Origin of the sequence: Bradyrhizobium sp. JR4.3 (genome assembly GCF_040547695.1) — a bacterium.
Lineage (GTDB): Bacteria > Pseudomonadota > Alphaproteobacteria > Rhizobiales > Xanthobacteraceae > Bradyrhizobium > Bradyrhizobium canariense.
On sequence record NZ_JBEPQF010000017.1, the window covers coordinates 129,383 to 152,305 of the forward strand.

Consider the following 22,923-nt stretch of genomic DNA (forward strand, 5'->3'; position numbering starts at 1 on the left):
CATGAACGTATTGTCTTCCGTCGACACCAAGAAAGCCGAGGCTGCCGAGATCGTGGACGAGCTCTGGTACAAGGACGCCATCATCTATCAGCTCCACGTCAAGGCGTTTGCCGACAGCAATCAGGACGGCATCGGCGATTTCGCAGGGCTGACAGAGAAGCTGCCTTATCTCCAGGAGCTCGGCGTCACCGCGCTGTGGCTGCTGCCGTTCTATCCTTCGCCCGGCCGCGACGACGGCTACGACATCGCCGATTACGGAGCGGTCAATCCCGATTTCGGGACGATGAAGGATTTCAAGCGCTTCATCCAGGAAGCGCAGAAGCGCGGGCTGCGCGTCATCACCGAGCTCGTCGTCAACCACACCTCGGACCAGCACAATTGGTTCAAGCGCGCGCGCCGCAGCCCTCCGGGCTCGAGCGCCCGCAACTGGTATGTCTGGAGCGACACCGACCAGAAATACCAGGGCACCCGCATCATCTTCACCGACACCGAGAAGTCGAACTGGACCTGGGATCACGAGGCCGGCGCTTTCTACTGGCACCGCTTCTTCTCGCACCAGCCGGATCTCAATTTCGACAATCCACGCGTCGTCAGCGCCCTGATCCAGGTAATGAAGCGCTGGCTCGATGCCGGTGTCGACGGCTTCCGTCTGGACGCCATTCCCTATCTCTGCGAGCGCGAAGGCACCTCGAACGAGAACCTTCCCGAGACGCATGCCATCATCAAGCGGCTGCGCCACGAGCTGGATTCCTACTCCAAGGGCAAGCTGCTGCTGGCCGAGGCCAATCAATGGCCGGAGGACGTGCAGGAATATTTCGGCCGCGGCGACGAGTGCCACATGGCCTACCACTTCCCGCTGATGCCGCGCATCTACATGGCGATCGCCCAGGAGGACCGCTTCCCGATCACCGACATCCTGCGCCAGACGCCGGACATTCCTGCGAGCTGCCAATGGGCGCTGTTCCTGCGCAACCATGACGAGCTGACGCTGGAGATGGTGACCGACGTCGAGCGCGACTACCTGTGGACCACCTACGCCAACGATCCGCGCGCCCGCATCAATGTCGGCATCCGCCGGCGCCTCGCGCCGCTGATGGACAACGACCGGCGCAAGATCGAGCTGATGAACTCGCTGCTGCTGTCCTTCCCCGGAACGCCGATCATCTATTACGGCGACGAAATCGGGATGGGCGACAACATCTATCTCGGCGACCGCAACGGCGTGCGCACGCCGATGCAGTGGAGCCCGGACCGCAACGGCGGCTTCTCGCGCTGTGACCCGGCCCGCCTCTACGCGCCGCTGATCATGGATCCGGTCTACGGCTATGAATCGGTGAACGTGGAGGCGCAGTCGCGCAGCCTGTCGTCGCTGCTCAGCGCGACCAAGCGCCTGATCTCGGTGCGCAAATCGACGCTCGCCTTCGGCCGCGGCACCATGACCTTCATCCGCCCGGCCAACCGCGCCGTGCTGGCCTATGTCCGGCAGTACCGTGACGAGGTGATCCTCTGCGTCGCCAATCTGTCGCGCGCGGCCCAGGCGACCGAGCTCGATCTGTCGCCCTGGAAGGACCGCATCCCGCAGGAGATGCTCGGCCGCACGCGTTTTCCGGCGATCGGCGAACTGCCCTACATGGTCACGCTGGGGCCCTATGGCTTCTACTGGTTCCAGCTCACCGAGCGCGACAAGTCCGAGCCGGTGACGCCGCGCGCGGTACCGGAATTCGAGACGCTGGTGGTGCCGGTGAACTCGACCTGGGTGTCGCTGGCGCGCGAGCGGGGCGTGTTCGAGCACGAGGTGCTGCCGGGATTCCTGTCGCGCACGCGCTGGTATCCCGAGCACAATCCCAAGCACATCAAGCCGACGCTGACCTCGGCGGTGCCGTTCTGCGACATCGGCGACAACAGGCCTTGGATCGCGTTTTTCGAGGCGGCGCAGGGCGACGTCACCACGCGCTACGTGCTGCCGATGCAGATCGAATGGGTGCGCTTCGACCGCGAACGCTTCAATCCCAGGGCACTCGCCGCCGTACGTCAGGGTGCCCGCGAAGGGACGCTGCTGGATGTGGCAACCGAGCAGATCTTCATTGGCCTGTTCCTGCGCAATCTGTCGCAGAACCTGGTGGTGGAAGAAAACAATCTGCGGCTGGAGTTCAAGGCGACCAGCCGGTTTGCCGAGTACACCATCAAGGAGCCCGAACGCATCCGCGCGATCGAACAGTCGAACAGCACCGCGCTGGTCGACAATCAATATGTCGCCAAGATCTATCGCCAGCTCGAAGCCGGTATCAATCCCGAGATCGAGATCGGCTCCTACCTCACGGAAATCGCCCGCTTTGCCAATACGCCGGCACTGCTCGGCAGCGTCGAACTGGTCGAAGACGACCGTCGCAGCGCAGTCGGCGTGCTGCACGCCTATGTCGAGAACCAGGGCGACGGCTGGGGCGTCACTGCGGGCTATCTCGACCGCTATATCGACGAGCAGCGGGTGCTGCCACCGGGCGAGATGCCCCGCGAGACCCAGGAGCAAGCGCCCTATCTGCACTTCATTACGCAGATCGGTCGACGGCTCGCCGAGCTGCATGTGGCTTTGGCCGCCGCAAAGCCCGGCGATCTCGCGCCGGAGCCGATTGGCTCCGCACACATCAAGCGCTGGTCATCCGAGCTCAAGGCACGGGCCGAGCGGATTTTCGAGCGGCTGGCCGCCAGCACCGACGGCCTGCGAGAGGCAGATCGGCCGCTGATCAATCAGCTCGCCGCGGAGCGCGCGTCCCTGTCCGGCCGGCTCAGCGCGCTACTACCTGCCGGGATCGGCGGGTTGAACATCCGTCATCATGGCGACTTCCGCCTCGGGCAAACTCTGATCGTGAAGGACGATATCTTCATCATCGACTTCGACGGAGATCCGCGTTTGCCGCTGGCGGAGAAGCGGCGCAAGCTGCCTGCGGCGCGCGACGTTGCCGGCCTGATCCGCTCGATTGATCTTTCGGTTAACGCGGCGCTCCACCGCGCGCTCACGGGTGCTTCCGACGAACAGGGCCGGCTTACGGCTGCGCTCGACGAATGGCGCGAGCGCACCACCGCGACGTTCCTCACCGCCTACCGCGAAGCCATGACCGATCGGCGGCTGTGGCCGGAAGATCCGCAATCCGCGGCAGGCCTGTTAAGGTTTTTCCTGCTTGATCAAGCGTTCGAGGAAGTAGAGTACGAGCTGTCCCACCGGCCTGAGGGGCTCCATGCGCCGCTGTCCGGACTGCTTCGCATTCTGTCCAGTATCGAGAGCGAAGCCCATGCCTAAACTCCCTGCCGAGGCCTATGCGATCATCGAGGGTCGCCACTCCGATCCCTTCCACTATCTCGGGCTGCATCCCGAGGGCGACAAGAGCGTGGTGCGCGCGTTTCTTCCCGATGCTTCCAATGTCGAGGCGGTGGGCGAGCACGGCGAGGTGGCGAAGCTCGATCGCGTCCATGATGCCGGCCTGTTCATCGGCGCTCTGCCGAACGGCGCGAAGCACTATCAGCTCCGCGCGAAGTTCGGCGACAACGTCATCGAATTCGAGGACACCTATCGCTTTCCGCCGATCCTGACCGATTTCGACCTCTATCTGCTCGGCGAAGGCACGCACCAGCGCCTTTACGACAAGCTCGGCGCGCATCCGATGCGGCTCGACGGCATCGATGGCATCGGCTTCGTGGTGCTGGCGCCCAATGCCCGGCGTGTCTCCGTGGTCGGCGACTTCAATTTCTGGGACGGACGCCGCCATCCGATGCGGGTGCGCGGCGCGGGTTATTGGGAATTGTTCATCCCGCACGCCAAGGCGGGCGACCACTACAAGTTCGAAATTATCGGACCGCATGGCCATCTGCTTCCGCTGAAGTCCGATCCGATGGCCTTTGCAAGCGAGGTGCGGCCGAAGACCGCTTCCATCGTGTTCGACGAAGCACATCTGCCCCGGCCGCGACCGGCACCCGACGGCATCAACGCGTTGTCCGCGCCGATGTCGATCTACGAGGTCCATCTCGGCTCGTGGCGGCGCAAGAACGGCAATGAATGGCTGACCTATCGCGAACTGGCCGAGCAGCTGCCGGCCTACGCCCGCGACATGGGCTTCACCCATCTCGAATTCCTCCCCGTGAGCGAGCATCCTTTCGACGGCTCATGGGGCTATCAGCCGACTGGCCTGTATGCGCCGACCAGCCGCTTCGGCACGCCGGAGGATTTTGCCGCACTGGTCGATGCCTGCCACCGCGAGGGCGTCGGCGTGCTGCTCGACTGGGTGCCCGGCCACTTCCCGGACGATCCGCACGGGCTCGGCAGCTTTGACGGCACAGCGCTGTACGAGCACGCCAATCCGCTCCAGGGCCGGCATCTCGATTGGGGTACGCTGATCTACAATTACGGCCGCACCGAAGTCACGAACTTCCTGGTGTCCAACGCGCTGTTCTGGCTCGAGCGCTACGCGATCGACGGACTGCGCGTCGATGCCGTCGCGTCCATGCTCTACCTCGACTACAGCCGTCCGCCCGGCGCGTGGATTCCGAACCAGCATGGCGGCCGGGAGAACATCGAGGCGATCGCGTTCCTGCGCCGCTTCAACACCGAGCTGTTCGCACGTTTCCCGCAGGCGACCACGGCCGCCGAAGAGTCCACCGCCTGGCCGCAGGTCTCGCGCCCGGTAGAATTCGGCGGGCTCGGCTTCGGCTACAAGTGGAACATGGGCTGGATGCACGACACGCTGAACTACATCAGCAAGGATCCGATCCACCGCAAGCATCATCACGGCGACATCCTGTTCGGCCTGCACTACGCCTTCTCGGAGAATTTCGTCCTGCCGCTGTCGCATGACGAAGTCGTGCACGGCAAGCGCTCGATCCTCGGGCGTATGCCCGGAGACGAATGGCAGCGCTTCGCGAATTTGCGCGCCTATTACAGCTTCATGTTCGGCCATCCCGGCAAGAAGCTGCTGTTCATGGGCGCCGAAATCGCACAAAGCCGCGAATGGAATCACGACCAGTCGCTCGACTGGCACTTGCTCGAGTACAAGCCCCATTCAGGCATCCAGGCGCTGATCCGCGATCTCAACCGGCTCTATCGCGCGGTGCCGGCGCTGCACCAGATGGACTGCGAGCAGGCCGGGTTCGAATGGCTGATCACCGACGACGCCAACCGCAACGTCTTCGCATGGCTGCGCAAGGGATTTGACGAGCACGCCCGGTGCATGGTGATCGTCAACTTCTCACCCAACGTCTATCGCAACTACCGCGTTCGCGCGCCCCTCAGTGGCAAGTGGAAGGAAGTGTTCAACTCCGACTCCGCCCATTACGGCGGCAGCAATGTCGGCAATATCGGCGAAGTCCACGCCGTCAATGGCGAGCTCCGCCTCACCATTCCGCCGCTCGCCGCGATCTTCCTCGTTCCGGAAAGCTGAACGATGCGCCTGACTGCTGGATCGCCCGCACGCCTCGGCGCAAGCTGGGACGGACGCGGCACCAATTTCGCGCTGTTCTCCGCCAACGCGCAGAAGGTCGAGCTGTGCCTGTTTGACATGCAGGGCCGCCGCGAACTCGAGCGCGTCGAGCTGCCGGAGCGCACCGAGGATGTCTGGCACGGCTATCTCAACGACGTCTCGCCCGGCCAGCTCTACGGCTACCGCGTGCATGGCCCCTACGAGCCCGAACAAGGCCACCGCTTCAACGCCAACAAGCTCCTGCTAGACCCCTATGCCAAGCGGCTTTCCGGGCGGCTGGTCTGGAGTGACGCGCATTTCGCCTATCGCACCGGAAGCCCGCGCGAGGATCTGTCGTTCGACCGGCGCGACAACGCGCGCGGCATGCCCAAGGCTGTCGTCGTCGACGAGACCTTCAACTGGGGCCGCCGCGAGATCCGGCCCAACATTCCCTGGGAAGACACCATCATCTACGAGGCCCACGTCAAGGGACTGACACAGAAGCGCGACGACGTCCCGCCGAATTTGCGCGGCACCTATGGCGGCCTGTCCTCACCGGCGATGATCGAGCACCTGAAGAAGCTCGGCGTCACCACCGTTGAGCTCCTGCCGGTGCACAGTTTCGTCGATGACCGCATCCTGGTGGAGAAGAAGCTCGCCAATTACTGGGGCTACAACACCTTGTCCTTCTTCGCGCCCGAGCAGCGCTACGCCCAGGACAACGCCCTCGATTCCTTCCGCACCACCGTCGCACGCCTGCACGATGCCGGCATCGAGGTGATGCTCGACGTCGTCTACAACCACACAGCCGAGGGCAATCATCTCGGCCCCACGCTGTGCTACCGCGGCATCGACAACGCCTCCTATTACTGGCTGAACCGCGAGAACCCGCGCTACTACGACGATTTTACCGGCTGCGGCTCGTCGGTGAACCTCACCCATCCGCGCGTGCTGCAGATGGTGATGGATTCCCTGCGCTACTGGGTCGAGGTCTGCCACGTCGACGGCTTCCGTTTCGACCTCGCCACCACGCTGGCGCGCGGGCCGAACGGTTATGATCGCGGCAGCTCGTTCCTGACCGCGATACGCCAGGACCCGGTGCTGGCGAGCGTCAAGCTCGTCGCCGAACCCTGGGACCTCGGCCTTGGCGGCTACCAGGTCGGCGCATTTCCTTCACAATGGTCGGAGTGGAACGACCGTTATCGCAGCGCTATGCGCCGCTACTGGAGCGGCGAAGGCAGCCTGATCGGCGACATCTCCAGCCGCATGACGGCGTCCTCCGACCTGTTCAACCACGACGGACGGCGGCCGCGCGCCAGCGTCAACCACATCACCGTGCATGACGGTTTCACCCTCGCCGATCTCTTCAGCTACAACGAGAAGCACAACGAGGCCAATGGCGAGGACAATCGCGACGGCTCCAACGACAACCACAGCAACAATTGCGGTGTCGAGGGCCCGACCGACGATCCCCAAATCGTCAGCTTGCGCCGGCAGCTTCGCAAGAACGTACTGGCTTGCCTCATGTTGGCGCAGGGCATTCCGCTGATCCTCGCCGGCGACGAGGTCGGGAATTCGCAATCAGGCAACAACAACGCCTATTGCCAGGACAACGAGGTTGGCTGGGTCGGCTGGGACAATCTCGGCAAGGACGGCGACGACATGGTCGATTTCGTCGCCGAGCTCGCCGATATCCGCCGCCGGTTCTCGCAGCTTCGCAGCCATCGCTGGCTCGACGGCCGCCCCAAGGACGGCATCTCCTACGGCGCGCTGTGGCTGACGCCGGCCGGCGACGAAATGACGGAAAGCGACTGGAAATTCCCGGAAGGGCGGTTCCTCTCCTATGTGATGGGGCCGATGGAACCGGGCAGCGCCGCGATCTTTATCGTACTCAACGCAGCCCCCGAAGAGATCGCATTCAAATTGCCAAAATTGACCGAATACAAGAGCTGGCAGCAAATCCTGAACACGACCGACGCCAAGCTGAACACGGTCGACTTCCTGCCCGGAAGCGACAGCAAGGCGCCGCCGCGCTCCGTGCTCGCTTTCGCGGGGGCGCTATGAGGCCATCCTTCGGGGCGAGGCCGACGAAGGACGGCGTGTCGTTCCGGCTGTGGGCGCCTGCAGCGCGTCGTGTCGATCTCCTGCTCGACAGACGACACGCGATGCAGCGCCGGCAGGATGGCTGGTATGTCGCCGAGATTGCCAATCTGCCCGTCGGCAGCAACTACAAATTCAGGATCGACGACGAGATCGACGTGCCGGATCCGGCGTCTGCATTCCAACCCGACGACGTGTCCGGCCCGAGCGAGGTGATCGATCATGACGCCTTCGCCTGGCGCACGCCCGATTGGCGCGGGCGTCCCTGGGAAGAGACGGTACTGATCGAGACGCATGTCGGCACCTTCACTGCGGAAGGCACCTATCGTGCCATGATCGACAAGCTCGATCATCTCGTAGCGACCGGCATCACCGCGGTCGAGCTGATGCCGCTGGCCGACTTCGCCGGTCGTCGCGGCTGGGGTTATGATGGCGTGCTGTGGTACGCGCCCGACAGCGCTTATGGTCATCCCGATGATTTGAAGGCGCTGATCGACGAAGCCCATCTGCGCGGGCTGATGGTGTTCCTCGACGTCGTCTACAATCATTTCGGCCCCGAGGGAAATTACCTCGGCCGCTACGCGCCCGCCTTCTTCACCGACGCGCACACGCCATGGGGCAGTGCGATCGATTATCGCGTGCCGCAGGTTCGCGCTTTTGCCGTCGAGAACGCGCTGTCGTGGCTCAGCGACTATCGCTTCGACGGCCTGAGGCTTGATGCCGCCAATCACATCATGGCGATCCCCGGCGAGCAATCGATGCTGCAGGACCTCAGCGTCGCCGCGGGCGAGCTTGCCAAGGCCACGGGACGGCATATCCATCTCGTGCTGGAGAACGGCGACAACCGCGCGAGCCTGCTCGACGCCGCGCAGGAGCCTCCGAACGGCAAATATCGCGCCCAGTGGAACGACGACTACCACCACGTCTGGCACGTGATGCTGACGGGCGAGCTCGCTGGTTATTACGCGGACTATCAAACACCGCGCCTCGATCTCGCACGCGCGCTCGCCTCCGGCTTCGTCTATCAGGGCGAAATCTCTGAATTCTGGGGCAAGAAGCCGCGCGGCGAGAAGAGTGACGCGCTGCCGCCGGCAACCTTCGTCAATTTCCTGCAAAACCACGACCAGATCGGCAACCGGCCGCTCGGCGACCGGCTCGAAAGCCTGGCATCGCCCAAGCAGATCGAAGCAGCACTCGCGGTGACCCTGCTCGCGCCGATGGTGCCGATGCTGTTTCAGGGCGAGGAGTGGGGCTCCACCGTGCCCTTCCCGTTCTTCTGTGACTTCCAGGGCGGACTGGCTGATGCCGTCCGCAAGGGGCGCAGGCAGGAATACGCCTGGGCCTATGAAAAGTACGGCGACGACGTGCCCGACCCGCTCGATCCGGCAACGCTGCAATCGGCCGTGCTCGACTGGAGCGGCCACACGCCGGAGCAGGATGCACGCCTCGCGCTGGTGCGGGAGCTGCTCGCACTCCGCCACAAGGAGGTCGCGCCACGACTGAAAGGTGCGCGCTTCGGTGATGCCGCCGTGGCCGATAGCGGGCTGCTCACCGCACATTGGCACATGGGGGATGGCGCGACGTTGCGCCTCGTGGCCAATCTCTCCGACAAGGACGCCGCATATTCCGACGACGGTGTGGGGACCCCGATCTGGGGCGGCGCGACCGGCGATCGGCTTGCGCCCTGGTCGGTGGTCTGGCGCCTCGGAGGTTGACATGCCTCCAGCCATTCCTCTCGCAACCTACCGGCTTCAGCTCACCGCGGATTTCGATTTCGACAGGGCCGCCGCAGTCGTGCCCTACGTGAAGGCGCTGGGCATCACGCATCTCTACACCTCGCCGGTGATGAAGGCCCGCAAGGGCTCGACCCACGGCTATGACACCGTCGATCACAGCCAGTTCAATCCGGAGCTCGGCGGCGAGGCCGGCTTCGCGCGGCTGAGCGAAGCACTGACGCGACACGACCTCGGCCTCATCATCGACTTCGTACCGAACCATGTCGGCGTGCACTTTGCTGACAATCCCTGGTGGCTGGACGTGCTGGAATGGGGCCAGGCCTCGCCGCACGCCGTCTCCTTCGATATCGACTGGGATCAACTGGCTTTCCGCGCCCGTGGCGGCGTGCTGCTGCCGATCCTCGGAGCGTCCTATGGCGAAGCGCTCGAGAGCGGCGATATCGAGCTGCGCTACGATCCCGACGAAGGCAGTTTTTCCGCCTGGTATTTCGAGCATCGATTGCCGATCGCGCCGGAGCGCTATGGCGAGATGCTGCGGATGATCGTGAAGGACGCCGACGCCGCCGAAACCGAGGCCGGCAAGCGCCTGCTGTCGCTGGCGGCCCGCTACACGGGACTGCGCCGCCCCAACCGCAAGGAAGCGCCCGGCTTCAAGGCGGAGCTCAAAGAGATCGCAGGCAGCGCCGATATCATCGCGCGCGGCCTCGGCGCCTATCGCGCCGCCAAGGACCGCCCCGCGCAGACGCTGGCGCTGCATCATTTGCTGGAGCGCCAGCACTACAAGCTCGGGCACTGGCGGCTTGCCTCCAGCGACATCAACTATCGCCGCTTCTTCGACGTCAACGGGCTCGCCGGCATGCGGGTCGAGGATCCCGGCACGTTCGCCGCCACGCACAGGCTGGTGAAGCAACTCATTGCCGAGGGCAAACTGCAAGGCATCCGGCTCGATCATATCGACGGCCTGCGCGATCCCGCGCAATATTGCCAGCGTCTGCGTCGGCTGGTGCGCGACGCCCAGGGCACCACAAAGCCGTTCTATACGGTGATCGAGAAGATCCTGTGCGAGCACGAGCGCCTGCCGCATTTCGCCGGCGTCCAGGGCACCACCGGCTATGAGTGGATGAACGCCATCACTCACGTTCTGGTCGACGCCAAGGGGCTGGAGGCCCTGGACGAGACCTGGCGGCAGATCAGCAACCGGCCGCCGCGGCTCGCGCCTTATGTCAAGGACGCCAAACGGCGCGTGCTGGAGACGCTGCTGACCAGCGAATTCACGGTTCTGACGCGCCTGCTTGCGCGCATCGCCAACGGGCACTACTCCACCCGCGACTTTTCCGCCGACAGCCTGCGGCAGGCGCTCGAGCTCTACGTGCTGCATTTCCCGGTGTACCGCACCTATTTGACGACAAGCGCGCCGACCGCGAACGATCGCAAGCTGATCGACGACACCATCGAGCACGCTCGCCGGGAATGGTTCGCCGCGGACGAAGGCATTTTCGACTTCCTGCGCGACGCGCTCACCATGGATCTGCTCAAGCCTGGCCGTCCCCCGCACAGCGCCCCGCGCGTGCGCCGCTTTGCGCTGAAGGTGCAGCAGTTCACCGGGCCGATGATGGCGAAGTCGCTGGAGGACACTGCCTTCTATCAATTCCACCGGCTGCTCGCCCTGAACGAAGTCGGCGGCGATCCCGCGAGCAAGGGCCTCACCATTCCCGCTTTCCACGAGACCATGCAGGCCCGCGCCAGGGAATGGCCGCAAGGGATGACGGCGACCGCCACGCACGACACCAAACGTGGCGAGGACGCCCGCGCACGGATCGCTGCCTTAAGTGAAATTCCCGGCGAATGGACCAGCGCCGTGGCACGCTGGAAAGTCCTGAACGCGCCGCACCTCGCGCTCGACGGCAATCTGCGCGCTCCGTCGGCCACGTTCGAATACATGCTCTACCAGACCCTGCTCGGCGCCTGGCCGCTTGGGGAGTCGGCCGAAGCCGGCTTCGTCGCGCGTATCCAAGCCTATGCGCTCAAGGCCGCGCGCGAGGGCAAGGAGGAGACCAGCTGGCTCAACCCGCACGAGGCCTACGAGAGCGGCGTCAAGAGCTTCATCGCGAAGATCCTCGATCCCGCGCAATCAGGCGAGTTCCTGGAGGCGCTGCAAACCCTGGCTCGCCGCGTCGCGCTGCTCGGCGCGCTGAACGCGCTGAGCCAGCTCACGCTCAAAGCGACTCTGCCGGGCGTGCCCGATTTCTATCAGGGGACCGAATTCTGGGACCTGTCGCTGGTCGATCCCGACAACCGCCGCCCGGTGGATTTTTCCGCGCGACACGCGGCGCTGGGCACGCTGGACAATCCGGATTGGAATCACCTGATCAAGAGCTGGCCGGACGGCCAGCTCAAGCTGGCCTGGACGCGGCACCTGCTCAAGCTGCGCAACGAGTTATCCGACGTCTTCGCGCGAGGCGACTACCAGCCGCTTCAGGTGCGGGGCGCACATGCCGACCATGTCGTGGCCTTTGCCCGCCGCCACGGCCGCACCGCGGCAATCGTCGCGGTCGGGCGCCACTTCGCACCTTTCACGCAAGCAGGACGCGAATGGCCGGCGCTCGATGAGGCCGACGCCACCATCGACGTCACGGGCTACAGCATGCCGGGTTTCGCCGGCAACGATCTGCCGCTCGCGCAGGCGCTTCGCGGTTTTCCCGCTTCGGTCATCCCGGCGCGGCCCGTGGACGCGGCGAAACCGGTGCGACAGCGCACCCGCGCTTGAACGCTAGCTCTTCCCGTCTTTGCCCAACAGCAGCTGGCCGCGTTTGCGGATCGTGGCCTGCGCCATCTCGGCAAAGCGCTGCAACAGCCAGGGCAACACCACCTGCACCTTGACATGATCGTCGGCGACATCGACCTGGCCGCTCGCAATCTGCCCGAGCGCGCGGATGCGGAAATTCATGCTGTCGCCGTTCCAGCGCTCCTCCTCGACCTGCATCACCGGAATGCTGGCGGCAGCACGGCCGAGCCCGGTCTTGAGCCGGCGTACCGCCTCCTCGCGGCCGAGGCGGTGGGGAATAGAGACGACAAGCGGTGCTGACATGGCTCTGCCCCGTTAGTGATTGAACCTCACATAATCATGCCCACCGGTACCACAAAGGTTCCATGCAAGTTGAGCGTGCACGCCGTGTTTCATAGGCGGAACTATAAAACCTGCGGCAAGTTGCCCTGGCACAACGGGACAGGTTGCAAGAGACCCTTCAACGAAGGGCTGGAGGAGATTTGGCATGTCTATCGGTACGATCATTCTGATCATTTTGGTCATCGCGCTGCTCGGCGGCTTCAGCGGCATCGGCGGCGGCCCGTTCTACGGCACCGGCTATTACGGCGGCGGCGGTCTCGGGCTCGTCATCGTGATCCTGCTGATCCTGCTCCTGCTGGGACGGATCTAGCCGGGTTCGGTAGGGTGGGTTAGCCGCAAGGCGTAACCCACCTTTTTTCTCTCCGCGTCAACAGAAGTGGTGGGTTACGCTTCGCTAACCCACCCTACTTCGTTTTCCCCGCGAGCTTCTTGATCGCTGCCTTGATCGACACGGCCGCATCGTCATAACCATCCCACGCCTTCGACCGCGGCAGCAGCCCCGGCACCGCCCGCAGCGTATAGCGCTTCGGATCGAGATCGGTCTTCACCTGCGCCCAGGTGAGCGGCATCGACACGGTGGCGCCGGCGCGTGCACGCGGCGACAGAGGGGCCACCGCCGTCGACATGCGGTCGTTGCGCAAATAGTCCAGGAAGATCTTTCCGTTGCGCAGCTTCTTCGACATGTTGAGCAGATAGCGCTCGGGAGCGTCGTCCGCCATCCACTGGCAGACGCCTTGCGCGAAGGCCTTGGCCTCTTTCCAGCTCACCTGGTCGCGCGCGCCATGACGCAAGGGCACCACGACGTGCAGGCCCTTGCCGCCGGTGGTCTTGCAGAAGCTTTCCATGCCGATGTCGGTCAGCCGCTGCCGCATCTCCTTGGCGGCCTCGACGACCTCGGCGAAGACGACGTCGGGCGCCGGATCGAGATCGAACACCAGCCGGCCCGGGGTATCGTAGGCGTAGGGCGCGCAATTCCAGGGATGCAGCTCGACACCGCCGATCTGCGCCACCGCGGCGAGCCCCTCGATGCGGTCGATCTGCAAATAGGGTTTGCGATCGCCGGAGACCCTTGCGAGCTCCAGAAGATTCGATGTCCCCTGCATGGCGTGACGCTGGAAAAAGCATTCGCCCTTGATGCCATCGGGGGCGCGGATCAGCGAGCACGGCCGACCCTTGAGATGCGCGATCATCCATTCGCCGACGGCTTCGAGATAGCGCGCGAGGTCCAGCTTGGTGACGGGATCGCCATTGCCATCGTCCGGCCAGAGCTCCTTGTCCGGCTTGGAGATGACGACTCCCATCACTTCGGCACTGCCGCCGGCCTGGGCCGTTCGTGCGCCGGTCTTCGCTTTCGCGCGCGGCTTCGTCGAGGGCTCGGCAAGCTCGGTATCGACCGGTGTCTCAGCCTCCACCTCCTCCGCCGGCTTGTCCTGCCGCAGACCCTTGAAGGCGGCCTGGCGGATATTCCCGTCGGCGGTGAAGCCGGCGAACTCGATCTCGGCCACGAGCTCCGGCTTCAGCCAGTGCACCTCGCGCGTCTTTTTCGGTGCATTCTTGCCGCCAAAGGGGCTTTGCTTCGCCTCCATGGCCTTCAAGGACGGCATGATGCGCTTGACCTTGTCGGCGCCGAAACCGGTGCCGACCATGCCGACGAAGGCGAGATGGTCACCGCGGTGCACGCCGGCCATCAGCGAGCGGAATTTGCCATTGGTGGTCTTGTAGCCGCCGATCACGACCTCATGGCCGGCGCGGCATTTTGCCTTGGTCCAGCTTTCCGTCCGCCCCGAACGATAGGGCGCGTCGAGCTTCTTCGACACCACGCCCTCGAGCTCGAGCTTGCAGGCCGATTGCAGCACGGCGTCGCCGCCGCTTTCGAAATGCTCGACATAGCGAATCTGGCTCGATTTGCGCTTGCGCGCCTCCAGCAGCTCCTTCAACCGCGCCTTGCGCTCGCCGAGCGGCAGCCGGCGGTAATCGAGACCCTCCGCAAACAGCAGGTCGAACGCAAAGAAGATCAGCTCCTCGGTCTTGCCGTCCGACAGCGCCGCCTGGAGCGACGAAAAGTTCGGTGCCCCATTATGGTCGAGCGCGACGATCTCGCCGTCGATCATCATGTCCGGTAACGCGCCTGCTTCTTTCGCGATGCTCGCGAATTTTTCGGTCCAGTCGAGGCCTTTGCGCGTCTTCAACGTCGCCTTGCCGCCCTCGACCCGCAGCTGCACGCGGTAGCCGTCGAACTTGATCTCGTGGCACCAGCCATCGCCGCCCGGCGGGCGCTCGACCGACGTGCAGAGCTGCGGCGCGACGAAGTCCGGCATCTCCGCCGCGTTCTTCGCGGTCGTTGCGGTCGTGGCTTTCTTCTTTGCCGTCCTGCCGGCCTTCAACGCCGCGCGCGGCGCCGGCTTGACCGTGCGCCCTTTCGCCTCGTCCGCCCGATCGGACTGCCAGACCGCGTCGGCCTTGGCCTTGGTGCCCTTCGCCAGCATGAACGGTTTTGGCGCGCGCCCCTTGCCTCCGGCGATCTGCTCCATCGCGCGCCCTGAGGCGACCGACTTGTCCTCCTCGAGAATGTCGTTGTCTGCGCCCTCGCGAACATATTCGTCGCGATGCTTGATCAAGAGCCAATTGGTCCGTTTGCCGCCGGTGCGATCGTTGCGCATGCGCACCAGGACCCAGCTGCCGTGCAGCTTCTCGCCATGCAGTGTGAATTTCAGATCGCCCTTCTTGAAACCGCGTTCGGGATCTTCGGATTCCCAGGTGCCGCGGTCCCACAGCATGACCGTGCCGCCGCCGTACTGGCCCTCCGGAATCGTGCCCTCGAAGTCGCCATAGTCGAGCGGGTGGTCCTCGACCTCGACGGCCAGCCGCTTGTCGTGCGGATCGAGCGAGGGCCCTTTTGTCACCGCCCAGGACTTGAAGACGCCATCGAACTCGAGCCGCAGATCGTAGTGCAGCCGCGAAGCGTCATGCTTCTGGATCACGAAGCGCCGTTGCTTCGATGGCGCCACCGCGGCCTTGCCCGACGGCTCCGGCGTCTTCTCGAAATCACGTTTCTGTCGATACTTGGAGAGCTTTTGCAGCACGACTGGTCCCGGATTCTCTTTGGCGTGAAAGCCTATCACGGCCCGCATCCCACCCGGAACCAAAACCCCGCGGGACGGTTGGGGTTCCAAAATGACTCGCAGACGCTGGAGAACGGAATGGCACCGCGCGCCTATTGGAAGGGAACGTTGAAGCTCTCGCTGGTCAGTTGTCCCGTTGTGCTTTATCCGGCGACCACCGCGGCCGAGAAGACGCGGTTTCACATGATCAACCGCGAGACCGGCAACCGGTTGAAGCAGCAGATGATCGACGCCGAGACCGGCGACGTCGTCGAGAGCGACCAGAAGGGCCGCGGCTACGAGCTGCGCAAGGGCAAATATGTCGAGATCGAGCCAGAGGAGCTCGAAGCGGTCCAGATCGAGAGCAATCACACCATCGACATCGAGAGCTTTGTGCCGAGCGACGAGATCGACCAGCGCTACCTCAGCCATCCCTACTACATCGCGCCCGACGGCAAGGCCGCGGTCGATGCTTTTGCCGTGATCCGCGACGCCATGAAGGACCAGGATCGCGTCGCGCTGGCCAAGATCGTGCTCACCAATCGCGAGCACATCATCGCGATCGAGCCGCTCGGCAAGGGCCTGCTCGGCACCACGCTGCGCTTCCCCTACGAACTGCGCGACGAGGACCAGTTCTTCGACGACATCAAGAGCCCGAAGATCACCAAGGACATGGTTGAGCTCGCCGGCCATATCCTCCAGACCAAGGCTTCCCATTTCGATCCCAGCAAGTTCAAGGACGACTACGAGAACGCGCTGAAGGCCCTGGTGAAGCGCAAGGCCAGCGGCAAGACAATCGAACTGCCGGAGCCTGAAGAGAAGCCAAGCAACGTCGTCAGCCTGATGGATGCGCTGAAGCAGAGCTTGAAGGGACGCGGCGGAAAGAAGACGGCGGCGAAGTCCCATGCGCGCCGGGCATCGGGGCGGCAGCGCGCCACGAAGAAGACGCACCGACCGACGGCGCGGCAGAGGAAGGCGGGTTAGCTCTCCGCCGCGCACTTCGCTCTCTTCCCTCATGGTGAGGAGGCGCGAAGCGCCGTCTCGAACCATGCAGGCCTCGCCCCTGCAGTCGGGCCTTCATTCTTCGAGACGCGCGTTCCGCGCTCCTCAGGATGAGGGATACAGCGTCAATCCCCCGCCTTCAACCGATAGCCGATGCCCGTCTCCGTCAGCACATATTGCGGCCGTTCCGGATCGGCCTCGATCTTCTGCCGGAGCTGGCGGACATAGACGCGCAGATATTGCGCGTCGGTCAACTCGTCCCAGAGCTCCCTCAGCAGGAAGCGGTGGGTGAGCACCTTGCCGGCGTGCTGCACCAGCACACGCAGGAGGTCATATTCCTTCGGCGACAGTTTGACGTCGCGCTCGCCGACTTTGACGATCCGGCGCACCAGATCGACCGAGAGATCGCCGGCACGAAACACCGGGCGTTCGCCCTGGATCTGAAGCTGGTGCCGCAGCGCGGCGCGCAGGCGCGCCAGCAGCTCGTCCATGCCGAACGGCTTTGTCAGGTAATCGTCGGCCCCGAGATCCAGCGCCTCCACCTTGCCGACCTCGTCGCCACGGCTCGACAGCACCACGATCGGCACAGCTTCGTTGCGGGCGCGGATGGTGCGCAGCAGCTCATGGCCCTGGATGTCGGGAAGGCCGAGATCGAGGATGATCAGCGCGGGACCCTCGCTGAGCTTCTCCAGCGCGGTCTTGCCGTTCGACGCCTCCAGTATCTCATAGCCTTGCGTCGAGAGCCCCATCCGCAGCAATTTGCGGATCGGCGGCTCGTCGTCGATGACCAGCACCTTGATCGGGGCTGCGCTCATGCGGCGGTATCCAATGCGTGGGTCGGGGCCGGAATGGGCAGGCGGATGGTCAGAACCGCGCCGCTCCGGTCGCTGCGATTCGCGGCCGAGATCGTGCCATGCATCGCCTCGACGAAGCCGCGGGAGATGGCGAGCCCGAGCCCGGTGCCGGGACGGACATGGTCGCCCTTCTGCGCGCGATAAAACTTGTCGAACACGCTCTCGAGCTCCTCGGACGGAATGCCGTCGCCCTCGTCGGCAATCTGGAGCACCACATGATCGCTGTCGCGCCGGCTGCGAATCGAGACCACCGCGTGGGGCTGCGAATATTTGGCGGCGTTGTCGAGCAGGTTGAACAGCACCTGCTCGAACAGCACCGCATCGAGCTGGAGCATAGGCAGGTCTGCGGCCAACTCCAACTCCACCTTGTGGGCGGTGAGGATCTTGGCTGCCCGCCGGAGCGCGCTGCCGACGATCTCTCCGAGATCGTGCAACGCCGTGTTGGGCACGATGGCCCCGGATTCGAGCTTGGTCATGTCGAGCAGATTGGCGATGAAGCGGTTGAGCCGTTCGGATTCGTCGATGACCGTCGCGAGCAGGTCGCGCTTCTCGGTGTCGGAGAGCGCGCTGGCGAGATCGCGCATGGTCGAGGCCGCACCTAGCACGGATGCGAGTGGCGTCTTCAGGTCGTGTGAAATCGACGTCAACAATGCGGAACGCAGCCGCTCGGATTCGACGGAGCGCTTGACGCGATCGACGTCCTCGACCAGCAGCACGCGCTCGATCGCCAGCGCGCCCTGGTCGACCAGCGCATCGAGCAGCCGGCGCTGGTCAGGCGTCAGCAAGGGACCGGTGCGGTCGTCGTCGATGCCGATCACGCCGATCGGGCCGCGCCCGGTGCGCATCGGCAGGAACAGCCGTTTTGCGCCAGGCAGGGTGTCCGAGCCGCGGCCTGCAGGGCGGTCGTTGCTCCAGGCCCAGTTGGCGGCGGCAAGATCGGCCTGATCGAGATCGTCTTCGGGGGGATAGCCCGACTTCACCGTGAGCAGGCCGTCCTCCGGCAACAGCAGCACCACGCGGACTTTCAGCATCAGCGCGATCTGGTAAGCGGTCGCCCACAGAACGTCGTCGAGCGTGCCGGTGCCGGCGAGCTTGCGGCTGAAAGCATAGAGCTGTTCGGTGGTTCGGATGCGGCCGATCGCAGCATCGGCCTGGGTTCGGACCCGTCCCGCGACGTTCGACACCACGAACGCAATCAGCATGAAGAAAAAGAACGCCGCGACATTGGTCGGATCGGTGATGGTGAAGGTATAGACCGGCGGCAGAAAGAAGAAATTGTAGGCGAGCGACGCCGCGACACTCGCAAGCAACGACGGCCACAATCCGTAGCGCACGGCAACCGTCACCACGGCGGTCAGAAACATCAGGTCGACGTTCTCAATGCCGAAATACGGCTTGATGGCCACGGCAGCAGCGAGGCCAAGCGCGGTGATCCCGAGCGCCTTCAGATAGGGCCTGGCATCGAACGGGTCCGATCGCGTTGCGGTCTGCACCGTCGTCTTCGGCGCCGGCTCGCTCGTGAGTTCGTCGCCAGGAATGACATGCACGCTGATATTGCCGGCGCGGCGCACCAGATCGTGCACGACGGAGCCGCGCGTCATCTCGAACCAGAGCGAGCGCGTCGACTTGCCGATCACGATTTGGGTGACGTTGTTGCCCTGCGCGAAGTTGACGACGTCGTCGGCGAGGCGGCGGCCGACGCCCGGAATCGTCAGCGCCTCACCGCCAAGCGATTCCGCGAGCCGCAGCGTATCGGCCAGTCGGTCGCGCTGCTCGTCGGAGAGCTGGAGCGAGCGCCGCGTCTCGATCGAGACCGCGATGAACGGCGCGTGCAGCCGGTCGGCCAGCCGCTTGGTGTAGCGCACGAGGCTGGCCGCACGCGGATCTTCGCTGACGCAGACGAGGATGCGCTCGCCTGCGGCCCAGGGACCCGCGATCGCATTCGCCTGCATGTGGGTGAGCAGCTGCTCGTCGACCCGCTCGGCCGTGCGCCGCAGCGCGAGTTCGCGCAGCGCGGTCAGGTTGCCCGGCGAGAAATAATGCTCCAGCGCCCGCTCGGCCTGCCTGGAGACATAGACCTTGCCCTCTTTCAGCCGCTGGATCAGGTCGTCCGGCGTGAGATCGATCAGTTCGATGGCGTCGGCGCGGTCGAACACCGAATCCGGCACGGTCTCCCGCACCCGCACATGGGTGATCTGCGCAACGACGTCGTTCAGGCTCTCGATGTGCTGAATATTGACGGCGGTGTAGACGTCGATGCCATGGGACAGCAGTTCTTGGACATCGAGATAGCGTTTTGGATGGCGGCTGCCGGCGGCATTGGTGTGGGCGAGCTCGTCGACCAGCGCGATTTTCGGCCGGCGCGCGATCACGGCGTCGAGGTCCATTTCCTCGACAGTCTGGCCGCGATAATCGAGCTTCTTGCGCGGGATCACTTCCAGCCCGCGCACCAGCGCCTCGGTCTCGGCCCGGCCATGGGTCTCGACGAAGCCGACCACGACGTCGATGCCTGACTTGCGCCTGGCGTGGGCGCTTTGCAGCATCTCGCAGGTCTTGCCGACGCCGGGAGCGGCGCCGACGAAGATCTTCAGCTTGCCGCTCACGCCCTCCTCCCGGCGCGCGGCTTCCAGCAGCGCCTCGGGCGAAGGACGTTGTTCGGGATCGCGGCGCTCTCGGACCATCACGTCAATATAATCATCCGCGCGGACCTAGCCTAGACTACTTCGTGGCACGATCGAGCGCGAGATTGAGAGCCAGCACGTTGACCCGGGGCTCGCCGATCAGGCCGAGCAGGCGGCCCTGGATGTTGGAAGCCACCATTTGCTTGACCTGATCCTCCGGCACGTTTCGCGCCTTCGCTACGCGCGGCACCTGGAATTCCGCCGCTTCCGGCGAGATATCCGGATCGAGGCCGCTGGCCGAGGTCGTCACGAGGTCGACCGGCACGGCGACATTGGGGTTCTCGCTCTTGAGCTTGTCCACATCTTCCTTCAGCCGGTCGGCGAGCGCCTTGCTGGTCGGGCCGAGATTGGAGCCACCCGAATTGGCGGCGTTGTAGGGCGCCGGCACCGTCTTGGTCGAATCGTTCGGGTCCGGCGCTACCGTCGCGGAGGGACGGCCGTGGAAATATTTGTCGTCCTTGAACTCCTGCCCGATCAGGGCGGAGCCAATCACCTTGCCGTCCTTCTCGATCAGGCTGCCCTGCGCCTGCGCGGGGAAGATTGCGCCGGCAATAGCGGTCATCGCGAGGGGATAGGCCAAGCCAGTGACGGCGGTGAGCACCAGCAGCAGGACGATGGCGGGGCGGATTTCTCTGAGCATGTGTTTCTCCTATTTCTCGGTCATTGCGAGCGAAGCGAAGCAATCCAGAATCTTTCCGCAGAGGCAGTCTGGATTGCTTCGTCGCTTCGCTCCTCGCAATGACGGGTTAAGCCAGGTGCAAGGCAACGACCACGAGATCGATCGCCTTGATGCCGATGAAGGGAATGACGATGCCGCCGAGGCCGTAGATCAGCAGGTTGCGCCGGAGCAATGCGCCGGCCCCGACCGCGCGATAAGCGACGCCCTTGAGCGCCAGCGGGATAAGCGCGATGATAACAAGCGCGTTGAAGATGATCGCCGACAGGATAGCGCTCTGCGGGCTCGACAGGTTCATGACATTGAGCACGTTGAGCTGGGGGTAGAACGCCAGGAACATCGCCGGGATGATCGCGAAATATTTCGCGACGTCGTTGGCGATCGAGAACGTGGTCAGCGCGCCGCGCGTCATCAGCAGCTGCTTGCCGATCTCGACCACCTCGATCAGCTTGGTCGGGTTGGAGTCGAGGTCGACCATGTTGCCGGCCTCGCGGGCTGCCTGCGTGCCGGTGTTCATGGCGACACCGACGTCGGCCTGAGCGAGCGCCGGCGCGTCGTTGGTGCCGTCGCCGCACATCGCCACCAGCTTGCCCTTGGCCTGCTCGTCCCGGATCAGCTTGAGCTTGTCCTCCGGGGTTGCCTGCGCCAGGAAGTCGTCGACGCCGGCTTCCGCTGCAATCGCGGCGGCCGTCATGGGATTGTCGCCGGTGATCATGACGGTGCGGATGCCCATGCGCCGCAGCTCGGCAAAGCGCTCGCGGATGCCGCCCTTGACGATGTCCTTGAGCTGGATGACGCCGAGCAGCCTACCGTCCCTGGCGACCGCCAGCGGCGTGCCGCCGGCCTTCGAAATGTCGTCGGCAATGGTCTGGATCTCGCGACCGATGTCCGAGAGCCCGGCGGGCTGGATGGAACGAGCCGTGTTGCCTGAGGCGACCACCAGCGGTGCACCACCACCGACATAGTTGAGGATGGCATCGACCGCGCCCTTGCGCACTGACGAGCCGCCGGCGTCGACGCCGCTCATGCGGGTCTGCGCCGTGAACGGGATGAAGGTGGCTCCCAACTCGGCCATGTCGCGGCCACGGATGCCGTATTTCTCCTTGGCCAGCACCACGATCGAACGGCCCTCCGGGGTCTCGTCGGCAAGCGAGGCGAGCTGGGCCGCGTCCGCGAGCTCCTGCTCGGTGACGCCGCGCACCGGGCGGAAGGAGGTCGCCTGGCGGTTGCCGAGTGTAATCGTTCCGGTCTTGTCGAGCAGCAGCGTGTCGACGTCTCCGGCGGCCTCGACGGCGCGGCCGGACATCGCCAGCACGTTGAAGCGGACCAGGCGGTCCATGCCGGCGATGCCGATCGCCGACAGCAGTGCGCCAATCGTGGTCGGGATCAGCGTCACGAACAGCGCGACCAGCACAACCACCGAAATCGAGCCGCCGGCATACGCCGCGTAGCTCGGGATGGTGACGGTTGCGAACACGAAGATGATGGTGAGGCCGGCCAGCAGGATGTTGAGCGCGATCTCGTTCGGGGTCTTTGCTCGTTCAGCGCCCTCGACCAGCTTGATCATGCGGTCGATGAAGGTCGAACCTTGCGCTGCCGTGATCCGCACGCGAATCCAGTCGGACAGCACCTGGGTGCCGCCGGTCACCGCCGAACGGTCGCCGCCGGATTCGCGGATCACGGGTGCGGACTCGCCGGTGATGGCGGCTTCGTTGACGGAAGCAACGCCCTCGATCACCTCGCCATCGGAGGGGATGGTATCGCCGGCCTCGACCAGCACGATGTCACCAACCTTGAGGCTGGTCCCCGGCACGAGATTGAAGGCCAGGCCGGCGCCGGTCAGCAGCTTGGCCTGGCTCTCGGTGCGGGTCTTGCGCAGCGATTCCGCCTGCGCCTTGCCACGGCCTTCGGCCACCGCTTCGGCGAAGTTGGCGAACAGCACCGTGAACCAGAGCCAGACGATGATCTGGAAGGTAAAGCCGAGATTCCCACCGCCCGTGACGAGATCGCGCAGGAAGATCACAGTGGTGAGCGCGGCCACGATCTCGACCACAAACATCACGGGATTCTTGATCATCAAGCGCGGATCGAGCTTGGCGAAGGACGCGCGGATCGCAGGCACGACGATCTTGGGATCGAGCATCGCCGAGACGGACGCGCGTTTTTGCAGTTTCATGGTATCCATGGAGGTCACTCCGAACA

13 protein-coding genes are annotated in these 22,923 nt (G+C 64.5%); 7 read left to right on the forward strand and 6 right to left on the reverse strand.

Features of this window, described 5'->3' with window-relative positions; translation table 11 throughout:
- The first annotated feature begins 1 nt into the window (after position 1).
- From treS to treY, 5 genes are read left to right on the forward strand one after another with little or no spacing between them, the layout of a single operon-like run.
- Positions 2 to 3,295 (forward strand): maltose alpha-D-glucosyltransferase, encoded by a 3,294-nt coding sequence (gene treS, locus ABIB91_RS25330; protein ID WP_354168266.1) that lies wholly within the window; start codon positions 2 to 4, stop codon positions 3,293 to 3,295.
- Positions 3,288 to 5,426 carry a 1,4-alpha-glucan branching protein GlgB gene (gene glgB / locus ABIB91_RS25335; protein ID WP_354168268.1) on the forward strand — a complete coding sequence of 713 codons (2,139 nt, stop codon included), beginning with the start codon at positions 3,288 to 3,290 and terminating at the stop codon, positions 5,424 to 5,426. The genes treS and glgB overlap by 8 nt, the downstream gene beginning before the upstream one ends.
- Positions 5,427 to 5,429: 3 nt before the next feature.
- Positions 5,430 to 7,508: a glycogen debranching protein GlgX gene (glgX, locus tag ABIB91_RS25340; RefSeq protein WP_007595729.1), complete on the forward strand. Its 2,079-nt coding sequence runs from the start codon at positions 5,430 to 5,432 to the stop codon at positions 7,506 to 7,508.
- Positions 7,505 to 9,259, forward strand: a complete 1,755-nt coding sequence (treZ, locus tag ABIB91_RS25345; protein ID WP_354168270.1) for a malto-oligosyltrehalose trehalohydrolase — start codon at positions 7,505 to 7,507, stop codon at positions 9,257 to 9,259. Before glgX ends, treZ begins: the two co-directional genes overlap by 4 nt.
- Before the next feature lies 1 nt (position 9,260).
- The gene (gene treY / locus ABIB91_RS25350) at positions 9,261 to 12,047 is read left to right on the forward strand and encodes a malto-oligosyltrehalose synthase (protein WP_354168272.1); all 2,787 of its coding nucleotides are present in this window, start codon (positions 9,261 to 9,263) and stop codon (positions 12,045 to 12,047) included.
- A 3-nt stretch (positions 12,048 to 12,050) separates the two neighbouring features.
- Here the strand turns inward: treY and ABIB91_RS25355 are convergent, their stop codons facing one another.
- A complete protein-coding gene (locus ABIB91_RS25355; protein ID WP_007613819.1) occupies positions 12,051 to 12,368 on the reverse strand; it encodes a polyhydroxyalkanoic acid system family protein in 318 nt (105 codons plus the stop codon).
- A gap of 184 nt (positions 12,369 to 12,552) precedes the next feature.
- Here ABIB91_RS25355 and ABIB91_RS25360 point away from each other — a divergent pair, with 184 nt between their 5' ends.
- A complete protein-coding gene (locus tag ABIB91_RS25360) occupies positions 12,553 to 12,717 on the forward strand; it encodes a DUF3309 family protein (RefSeq protein ID WP_007595743.1) in 165 nt (54 codons plus the stop codon).
- Positions 12,718 to 12,811: 94 nt separating this feature from the next.
- Here the strand turns inward: ABIB91_RS25360 and ligD are convergent, their stop codons facing one another.
- Complete coding sequence (gene ligD / locus ABIB91_RS25365) at positions 12,812 to 15,490, reverse strand: DNA ligase D (RefSeq protein ID WP_354168317.1); 2,679 nt, start codon at positions 15,488 to 15,490, stop codon at positions 12,812 to 12,814.
- Between the two features lie 117 nt (positions 15,491 to 15,607).
- Here ligD and ku point away from each other — a divergent pair, with 117 nt between their 5' ends.
- The gene (gene ku, locus ABIB91_RS25370) at positions 15,608 to 16,492 is read left to right on the forward strand and encodes a non-homologous end joining protein Ku (protein ID WP_354168275.1); all 885 of its coding nucleotides are present in this window, start codon (positions 15,608 to 15,610) and stop codon (positions 16,490 to 16,492) included.
- A gap of 143 nt (positions 16,493 to 16,635) precedes the next feature.
- Here ku and ABIB91_RS25375 read toward each other — a convergent pair whose 3' ends face one another.
- From ABIB91_RS25375 to kdpB, 4 genes are all read right to left on the reverse strand, one after another.
- A complete protein-coding gene (locus ABIB91_RS25375) occupies positions 16,636 to 17,325 on the reverse strand; it encodes a response regulator (RefSeq protein WP_354168277.1) in 690 nt (229 codons plus the stop codon).
- Positions 17,322 to 20,045 carry a DUF4118 domain-containing protein gene (locus tag ABIB91_RS25380; protein WP_354168319.1) on the reverse strand — a complete coding sequence of 908 codons (2,724 nt, stop codon included), beginning with the start codon at positions 20,043 to 20,045 and terminating at the stop codon, positions 17,322 to 17,324. Before ABIB91_RS25380 ends, ABIB91_RS25375 begins: the two co-directional genes overlap by 4 nt.
- 37 nt (positions 20,046 to 20,082) lie before the next feature.
- The gene (locus ABIB91_RS25385; protein ID WP_354168279.1) at positions 20,083 to 20,685 is read right to left on the reverse strand and encodes a K(+)-transporting ATPase subunit C; all 603 of its coding nucleotides are present in this window, start codon (positions 20,683 to 20,685) and stop codon (positions 20,083 to 20,085) included.
- Between the two features lie 106 nt (positions 20,686 to 20,791).
- Positions 20,792 to 22,906, reverse strand: a complete 2,115-nt coding sequence (kdpB, locus tag ABIB91_RS25390) for a potassium-transporting ATPase subunit KdpB (protein WP_354168281.1) — start codon at positions 22,904 to 22,906, stop codon at positions 20,792 to 20,794.
- Between the last annotated feature and the right edge of the window lie 17 nt (positions 22,907 to 22,923).

Excerpts from the sequence above, each read along its gene's own strand:
- treS (WP_354168266.1), top strand. The coding sequence starts at position 2 with ATGAACGTATTGTCTTCCGTCGACACCAAGAAAGCCGAGGCTGCCGAG.
- glgB (WP_354168268.1), top strand. The coding sequence starts at position 3,288 with ATGCCTAAACTCCCTGCCGAGGCCTATGCGATCATCGAGGGTCGCCAC.
- ABIB91_RS25380 (WP_354168319.1), bottom strand. The coding sequence starts at position 20,045 with ATGGTCCGAGAGCGCCGCGATCCCGAACAACGTCCTTCGCCCGAGGCG.
- treY (WP_354168272.1), top strand. The coding sequence starts at position 9,261 with ATGCCTCCAGCCATTCCTCTCGCAACCTACCGGCTTCAGCTCACCGCG.
- ABIB91_RS25360 (WP_007595743.1), top strand. The coding sequence starts at position 12,553 with ATGTCTATCGGTACGATCATTCTGATCATTTTGGTCATCGCGCTGCTC.
- kdpB (WP_354168281.1), bottom strand. The coding sequence starts at position 22,906 with ATGGATACCATGAAACTGCAAAAACGCGCGTCCGTCTCGGCGATGCTC.
- treZ (WP_354168270.1), top strand. The coding sequence starts at position 7,505 with ATGAGGCCATCCTTCGGGGCGAGGCCGACGAAGGACGGCGTGTCGTTC.
- ABIB91_RS25375 (WP_354168277.1), bottom strand. The coding sequence starts at position 17,325 with ATGAGCGCAGCCCCGATCAAGGTGCTGGTCATCGACGACGAGCCGCCG.
- ku (WP_354168275.1), top strand. The coding sequence starts at position 15,608 with ATGGCACCGCGCGCCTATTGGAAGGGAACGTTGAAGCTCTCGCTGGTC.
- glgX (WP_007595729.1), top strand. The coding sequence starts at position 5,430 with ATGCGCCTGACTGCTGGATCGCCCGCACGCCTCGGCGCAAGCTGGGAC.
- ABIB91_RS25355 (WP_007613819.1), bottom strand. The coding sequence starts at position 12,368 with ATGTCAGCACCGCTTGTCGTCTCTATTCCCCACCGCCTCGGCCGCGAG.
- ABIB91_RS25385 (WP_354168279.1), bottom strand. The coding sequence starts at position 20,685 with ATGCTCAGAGAAATCCGCCCCGCCATCGTCCTGCTGCTGGTGCTCACC.